Consider the following 6,918-nt stretch of genomic DNA (forward strand, 5'->3'; position numbering starts at 1 on the left):
GGGCGCGGGGCATCGCGGTGCCCGTGCCGCCCAGGGCCACGGCGGGCCCGGTGGCGGTGGTCAGCACCACGTCGTCCAGGTTGAGGCGCGTTTTGGGCCCGCTGGTTTTGCGGATTTCCAGGCGCAGCGGCTCGCTGGCGACCCCAGCGAAGGTGTGGGGCACTAGCTGGGGCCCCTGGGTGGTGACCGGGGCTCCGGCCCGCTGCCAGTGGCCGCCGCCGTCGCGGCTCAGCCACAGCTCCCAGGTGCTGGGCCCGTCGGTGCCGTAGGCGGCGGCGCTCACGCTGATTTGCGTCACGCCGGCCGCCGCGTCGAACTGCATGGTCAGGCGGCCCAGCCCGCGCAGGCGCGCCGCGTGCTGGCCGTCTTTGTGGTCTTGCTCGGTGCTGCCAATTAGCCCGTCCTGGAAGTGCCAGGGCCCCGTGGCCAGCGCCTCGTCGGCCTCGGTGTAGGCGCCCTTGCTGCCGGCCTCGAAGGTTTCGGGGAAGGTGGCGGCGGGCGCCAGGCGCAGGTCCGACGCGGCGCGGCGGTCGGGGTTGGAGGAGCAGGCGAGTAGGGCCAGGGCCCCAAGCAGGAGGGAAGGACGCATGGCGGCGAAGGTAGGGGCTACCATCGGACGCACTAAAAAAGGACTTATGTGTTAACCACAAGTCCTTTTTTAGTGCGTCTTGAGGGTTACTGAGTTTAGGTATGCAGGCGTATGGCCTGGGAAGAATTAATAATGCTTGGCAAGAAAATCAGGCTGGCGAAGCAACTCACGAATCTCTGCTGCGGCAGATTCTCTTGCTTCGGTAGTAAGTTTTGCCCATCCGCTGTAAAGCTGTGGGTGCCGCCAGGGCTCTGGCACGGATAGGTGGTAGAGGTGAAGATAGAAAAATGCCATTGCGTACCAATTTGGTGTATTGGCAGAGGGTAAATGTCCATGCGAATAAAAGTCGCGGTGCAATAGGAAATTCGCGGCGAAATTATCGACCACATCGGGGGCAAACCTGCCATCTTTTAAAAAAGCGGTCAGCGGCTGCCGTGCTTCTCGCTCCTGGCCAGGCCAGCGGTGCGCTGCGTAGGCATACCCATCGAGGGCATGGGCAAAAGCGAGTATGATTTGCTCCGTGGGTTCGGTGAGAAGGGTGTCCATTGACGCGGTGGAAAGAGGTGGATTTAAACCGATTCGGAATGCTCCACGTCCCACTCGCGCATCAGGCGCTCAGTGCCTTGCAGGGCGGCCAACAAGCGTTGGTAATGGCGGCTTTCCTCGAATGTTAGGGTGCGGCCTTGGCGGTCCTTCAGCCACTTTTGAGCCGGTTGGTAACCGCCAATGGGCAGGGCCCACACTTCGGGGGCCACGGGCTCGACGTATTGCGTAGCGTTGAAGTACACACGCTGGGCGGCTGCGTCGTAGCGGGGCTTTTCCACAGTGCCGGTCCCGGCGCCGCCGGTGCGGGTGGGCAGCGGGTGAGGTAGGGCCCCTGGGCGCAATAAATGCAACTCACGCAGCTCGTGCCCGAAGGCGACCACCGCCCGAAACTTCTCGGCGGAAGCGGGCAGCGGCACCCGGGGGAAGTCGATGCGCAGCAGCTCGTGGTAGCGGCGGCGGTAGGCGGGCTGGTGCAGGATGCCGTACACGTAGTCGAGCACGTCTTCCGGGGCGAAGGTGCCGGGGGCCCCGGTGGCTTCGGGCACGTAGGCCAGACCGGTGGCCATAGCTAGCCGCTGCACCGCCTCAGGTTTGAGGTTGGGGCGGCGTGCGGCCGGTGCGTAGAGGTCGGTGCTGTCGGGGTAGAGGTAAAGAGGGAAAACGTAATTAATGTCGTAGGAACTAAAAGTCTTGTGGCCAGCAATGGTTTCGGTGACAAAGCATCCTAAGTCACTCTTGTTTTGCTTGGGAGCAATAAGTCCAATATTGTTATTGCTTCCGGCGAAATGTCGCATTATATCAGTGCGGGGATTTGTATAAAATCCTTTATTAGTTCCTGTGAAAAGAGTTGCTCTTAAATCGAAAGGACGATATAAAATTGGTTCTAATCTCTCTCGGTCAAGATTGTTTTGTACGTCTTGTTTTGCCAATGACACTTGCCAGTCTCTTGTATCAGCACCAAGATTATATTTCTCACGTAATTCTTGTTCTGACAACGTAGCAAAGTCATTTGCATGATTCCAAACTGTTTCCCTGTCTAGCGCAATTGTTGCTCCATCACGCGCAGTTACTACGCCTGAAGAATACGACACAAATATTTCGTCAAGCCGCAACCATGAATTGTAGTCCTGACTACCTTCAAAATTTGTCTGCGTGAATAGGTAATTCGGGATCTGGGGTACAATTTCTACAAAATCAACTTTCGACAGAATATGAGCATCTAAATAATCATACTTAGGTTGCCGTGCTCCAAAAAGGTTCTTGTGGAATATTCTTGCAAGTTCTTTCGATCTGCTTTTCGATGGCTTTTTTACTGCAATTAAAATTGATGCGCCTTGTTGAATATCAAATACATTTTCATCTGCACTGCCATCAAGAGCTTTTTCTTTCTTGAGAGAATTTCCGTGCAAGTCAATAATGTAGAGTGAATCAAATGCTTGCATCAAATTCCAACGCATTCCTCGAAATGTTGGGTTATCTAAATAGCTGTTGTCGGTAATAAATGCTACAATTCCTTCTCCATTCCGCTCGATATAATTTTGGCTATAGCGAATAAATTTGACATAATCATTATTTAACCATTTGGGGTTCTTTTCTTTTAGCTTGCCTCCGCCTGGCTCCTGTTTGTAGTCTTTGAGTAAGCTAGAAACCCATTCTCCCTTATTAGATGATTCACCCGAATACGGCGGGTTTCCCAGCACCACCATTACAGGGGCATCGCGCTTGATTGTATTGGCGAGGTTGGATTCGTCGGAGAGCCAGGAGGCGAACAAAGTGTGGGTATCGGGGTGTGATTCTTCGAGGGCGTTAGTGAGGTACACGCTCAGGCGGGGCGGGGTGGCCTGCGCCGATTTATAGCCCAGTTGCTCCAGCAGCAGGCCCAGCTTGAGGTGGCACATAGCGTAGGAGGCCATCATAATCTCGAAGCCGTGCAGGCGCGGGATGAGGTGCTGCTCCACGTACTGGTTCCAGAAGCCTTCGCCGCCGCCCAGGCTGGCGTGGATGTGGCGCACCACTTCGGCCAGGAAGGTACCGGTGCCGGTGGCGGGGTCCAGCACCTGCACACGGGCCACTTCGCGCTTCACTTTCTTGGGGGCCCCGCCTTTCAGGTCGGGCACCAGCACGTCCACCGTGGTTTTGGCGGTGTCGGCCAGGCCCTCGGCCAGGCCGAAGTCGCGGCGCAGTACCTCGTCCACGGCCCGCACGATGAAGCGCACCACTGGCTGCGGGGTGTAATAAACGCCTCGGCTCTTTTTGAGGGCAGGGTTGTAGCGGCCCAGGAAGGTTTCGTAGAAGTACAAAAACGGGTCGGTCATCTGCGTGGTTTGCCCGAAGCCTTTAAGCAAAGCGGCCACGTCGGCGGCCCGGAACAGCTCGGCCAGGGCATCCACAATCCACACCACCCGGTCGTCAAGGTCGGTGCCGGCCACGTAGCTGAACAACTTGCGCAAAAACGGGTTGGAGGCGGGTACTAAATTCAGGGCTTCCTGGCGCGAGAAGGTGTCGGGGGTGGCGTCGTGCAGGCGGGCGGCAAATAGGCCGTAGGCAATGGTCTGGGCGTAGATGTCGGCGAACTGCTCGTGGGTCAGGTCGTGGATGAGCATTTGCCGGAATGCCTCGTACTGCGATTCGAGCGAGCCCGCCGTGGCCATCGTCAGGCCGGACGGGCTAGTAGTCACTTCGGGATGGGTGAGGGCTTGCAGCAGCACGTATTGCAGCAGCCGGGCCTTATCGGCCATGAGTTGGGCAAGGGTTTCGGCCGAGCTGATGCGCTGGCCCTTGGCGGCCGTGAACACGCTCAGCATCTCGGCAAACTGGTCGTAGTCTTGCGGGCGGCCCTTCACTGGCTGGCCCTTGGTGTAGTCGCCAATGCGCACTTCCATTACCTTTTCGCCGCGCTGCCAAAGCTGCCAATGCAGGTAATCGGTAATGAGTAGGTTGTCGAGCGAGCGGCGGTAGCGGCTAAACTGCTCCTGGTGCTTGGGGTCGTCGATGTTCTCGGGCAGGTCCTTGGCTTCAATGTAGCCAATGGCTACACCGACGCGCTGTACCAGGAAATCGGGGGCCCCACAAGCCTGCCGGCGCGGTTCGTTGGTGACGGCCAGCTCCGGGTAGAGTCGCTGAAACAGGGCTTCGACGGCGGCGCGGTAGCTGTGCTCGGTGGCGTTGCCAGTAGCAGCCGTGGCCGCGATGGAGGAAAGGTAAGTTTTCAAGTAGCAGTGGAAAGGCTGACAAATGGGAATGCGGGGTGGAAGATAGTTGCCATGCGGATAAGCTCGCCCCGCAACTATCCCGCCCTGGCCGTTCCTTTGGGGCCCCGTTAGCCCCCACCGCCGCGCCCCATGAAACTCCGCTACCTGCTGCTGCCCCTGCTGGGGGCCCTGCCCGCCTGCCAATCGGCCGATAAGCCCGCCGCCGGGGCCCCGGCTTCGGCCGATGTGCGCTTCGAGGGGTTCAAAACCCGCTTCATTGACGAGCTGTGGCGCGAAGACCCCAGCTTTGCCTCGGCCATGGGCTACCACAAGTACGACTCGCTGCTGGTAATTCCGGACTCGCTGCAACGGCGGCGGGCAGCGGCGTTCGGCGAGAAAAACCTGAAGGCGCTGGCCACTTTCCCACTCGACAGCCTGGCGCCCGCCAACCAAATTGACCACCACTTGCTGGCCAACTATCTGCGCGCCAGCCGCTGGGAGGACGACACGCTACGCCAGTGGCAGTGGAACCCGGCCGCCTACAACCTGGGCGCCGGCATCGGCGATTTGTTCAACGGCCGCCACTTCCCGCTCGACCGCCGCCTGCGCAACATCTCCGACCAGCTGGCCCAGGCCCCGGCTTACTACCAGGCCGCCGAAAACAACCTGCGCCGCCCTACCCAGGAGCACACCCGCCTGGCCATCCGGCAGAACGAGGGCGGCTTGGCCGTGCTGGGCCCCGCCCTCACCGATTCGGTACGCGGCTCGGGCCTGAGCGCGCGCGAGAAAAAGGTGTTTGCCGACCGCCTGGCCACGGCGCGCCTGGCCATCCAAAGCTACCTGGCCTTTCTGAAAACCGACGTGCTGGGGGCCCGTAATTTCCGCTCGTTCCGCATCGGCCAGGCGCTGTTCGACCGCAAGTTCGCCTACGATATTCAGTCGCGCTACTCGGCCAGCGAGGTGTACCAGCAGGCGCTGGCCCACAAAACCGAGCTGCTGCACGACATGGGCCGCCGCGCCGCCCGCCTCTACCCCAAGTACCTGCCCGGCCAGCCCGCGCCCGCCGATACGCTCCAGCTCATCCGCGCCGTCGTCAACCAGCTCACCCTCAAGCACGCCCCGCGCAATGGCTTCGTGGCCGCCGTGAAGCAGCAGATTCCGACGCTGGTGGCCTTCGTGAACGAGCACAAATTGCTGACCCAAGACCCCAGCAAGCCGCTGGTGGTGCGCGAAACGCCGCTCTACATGCGCGGCAGCGGGGCCGGGGCCAGCGTGAGCGCCCCGGGGCCCTACGACAAGGGCGCCAACACCTATTACAACGTGGAGCCGATTCCGGAGACTTGGACGGCCGCCCAGGCCGAGAGCTACCTGCGCGAGTACAACGACTACACCTTGCAGATTCTCAACATCCACGAGGCCATTCCGGGGCACTACACGCAGCTCGTGTACGCCAACCGCTCGCCCTCGCTGGTGAAGAGCATTTTCGGCAACGGGGCCATGATTGAGGGCTGGGCCGTGTACGCCGAACGCATGATGCTGGAGCAGGGCTACGGCCAAAACAGCGACGAAATGTGGCTGCTCTGGGACAAGTGGAACCTGCGCGTGACGCTCAACACCATCCTCGACCACGCCGTGCAGGTCGACAACATCTCCGAGCAAGCCGCCGTGGCCATGCTCACCGGCGAGGGCTTCCAGGAGCGGGCCGAGGCCGAGGGCAAGTGGCTGCGCGCCACCCTCAGCCAGGTGCAGCTCAGCAGCTACTTCGCCGGCTACACCGAGATTTACGCCCTGCGCGAAGAGCTCAAGCAACAGCGTGGCAAGGCCTTCGACCTCAAAGCTTTCCACGAGCAGTTTTTGAGTTACGGCAGCGCGCCGGTCAAGTACATCCGCGAACTTATGCGGCGCAAATAGGGTATAGGCAACGGCGCGCGGGTTGCGTGCCGTTGCCTGCCTCGCCACTTCCCTTCCTCATGACCGAAGCCCACCGCCAGCACGTGCACACCGCCAACGACGAGCAGCTGCGCCACCTCATTCACGAGCACCTCAAAGTATTTGCCAAGTTCACGTCGGAAGATTGCGCGGCGTGCGAGGCCCTGGCCCCGCCGTTTGCCAAGTTCGTCGACGAAGAAGATTACCAGACCATTCTGTTCCTGAAGCTCAACTCCGACGAAAACCCGGTGGCCAAAAAATTGATGCAGGACAAGGTGGCGCCCTTTTTTGTAAGCTATTGCCAGGGCCGTTTGCTTGAGTGCGCCCCCCTTATCGACGAGGCCGACGTGCGCGCCCAGCTCGACCGCCTGCGCGCCTTCGTGCCGGTGAAGTAGGGCCCCGGGGCCCCTGACTTGACGTTATTTTTTTGGGCGAAACGCCCGGCCGCTGGGCAGCGGCCGGGCGTTTGCGCGCCGGGCCCCGGGGCCCAGTTTTTTTCGTTGCGCCGTGTTTTTCTACATCTCTAAAATCCTGGATGCCGCCCTGCTGCCCACCGTGTGGTTGGCGGCCCTGCTGCTGGGGGCCCTGGCGGCGCGGCAGCCCCGCCGGCAGCGGCAGTGGCTGCGCGCCGCCGCCCTGCTGGCCCTGGTGGGTACCAACCCG

Annotated in this window: 4 protein-coding genes and 1 pseudogene; 2 read left to right on the plus strand and 3 right to left on the minus strand. The window is 60.6% G+C overall.

Annotated features, from left to right (window positions below; genetic code table 11):
• The 3 genes and pseudogenes from BEN49_RS09050 to BEN49_RS09060 all read right to left on the minus strand — a co-directional run.
• Positions 1-589: pseudogene (locus BEN49_RS09050) on the minus strand (hypothetical protein); the annotation flags it as partial.
• Positions 590-715: 126 nt separating this feature from the next.
• Positions 716-1,135, minus strand: a complete 420-nt coding sequence (locus tag BEN49_RS09055) for a hypothetical protein (protein ID WP_070742704.1) — start codon at positions 1,133-1,135, stop codon at positions 716-718.
• Positions 1,136-1,158: 23 nt separating this feature from the next.
• Complete coding sequence (locus BEN49_RS09060) at positions 1,159-4,347, minus strand: type ISP restriction/modification enzyme (RefSeq protein ID WP_083325940.1); 3,189 nt, start codon at positions 4,345-4,347, stop codon at positions 1,159-1,161.
• 129 nt (positions 4,348-4,476) lie between these two features.
• On the opposite strand from BEN49_RS09060, the gene BEN49_RS09065 reads away from it, so the two are divergent.
• Both BEN49_RS09065 and BEN49_RS09070 read left to right on the plus strand, forming a co-directional pair.
• A complete protein-coding gene (locus tag BEN49_RS09065) occupies positions 4,477-6,237 on the plus strand; it encodes a DUF885 domain-containing protein (RefSeq protein ID WP_070742705.1) in 1,761 nt (586 codons plus the stop codon).
• 59 nt (positions 6,238-6,296) lie between these two features.
• Entirely contained in the window at positions 6,297-6,650 is a 354-nt protein-coding gene (locus tag BEN49_RS09070) for a thioredoxin family protein (RefSeq protein WP_070742706.1), read from the plus strand.
• Positions 6,651-6,918: the final 268 nt, after the last annotated feature.

Origin of the sequence: Hymenobacter coccineus, assembly GCF_001816125.1 — a bacterium.
In the GTDB taxonomy this organism is placed as follows: domain Bacteria; phylum Bacteroidota; class Bacteroidia; order Cytophagales; family Hymenobacteraceae; genus Hymenobacter; species Hymenobacter coccineus.

What these genes read in the sequence shown, in the direction of transcription:
- BEN49_RS09065 (WP_070742705.1), top strand. Translation starts at nt 4,477, where the DNA reads ATGAAACTCCGCTACCTGCTGCTGCCCCTGCTGGGGGCCCTGCCCGCC.
- BEN49_RS09055 (WP_070742704.1), bottom strand. Translation starts at nt 1,135, where the DNA reads ATGGACACCCTTCTCACCGAACCCACGGAGCAAATCATACTCGCTTTT.
- BEN49_RS09070 (WP_070742706.1), top strand. Translation starts at nt 6,297, where the DNA reads ATGACCGAAGCCCACCGCCAGCACGTGCACACCGCCAACGACGAGCAG.